The organism is Rhizobium herbae (genome assembly GCF_019511375.1).
In the GTDB taxonomy this organism is placed as follows: domain Bacteria; phylum Pseudomonadota; class Alphaproteobacteria; order Rhizobiales; family Rhizobiaceae; genus Pararhizobium; species Pararhizobium herbae_A.
In genome coordinates this window covers 1-425 of record NZ_JAEUAO010000015.1, presented here as the reverse complement: position 1 = coordinate 425, position 425 = coordinate 1, and the positions used below count along the sequence as shown (strand labels likewise).

The 425-nt window shown below is 65.4% G+C and carries 1 protein-coding gene; it reads right to left on the bottom strand.

What is annotated here, in order from left to right:
* Positions 1 to 423, bottom strand: a 423-nt coding sequence (locus JNB71_RS24250; protein WP_223215971.1) for an FAD-binding domain-containing protein, incomplete at its 3' end; no start/stop codon positions are given.
* Between the last annotated feature and the right edge of the window lie 2 nt (positions 424 to 425).

The following is a 425-nucleotide window of genomic DNA, read 5'->3' as shown; positions in this document are numbered from 1 at the left end:
CGCACGCAACGCATGGACGCGCATCTTGGCCTGCCGCGTTGCTGCCTCAAGGTCGACCAGCGGCACGGGGATGTCTTCGCCCACCCGCACTCCGCAGCGCGCCTGCACATCGGGCGGCATGCGCCAAGGCTGCAAGAGCCAAGCATCGGGCACGCGGCGCAGGGCCGGCAGCCAACGCCTGACAAACCGGCCATGCGGGTCCTGGTCCTGCGCCTGCTTGATCGGGTTATAGACACGCGTGGTGTTAATGCCGGTGGTGCCGGCTTGCATCTGCATCTGGCTCCAGTGAATTCCCGGCTCGTAATCGACGAACTGCCGGGCCAGCCAAACGCCCACCGGCCGCCAATGCAGCCATAGCGGGTAGGAAGCCACGGAGACAAGCATGGCCCGCATGCGAAAGTTGATCCATCCGGTCTCTCTCAGCA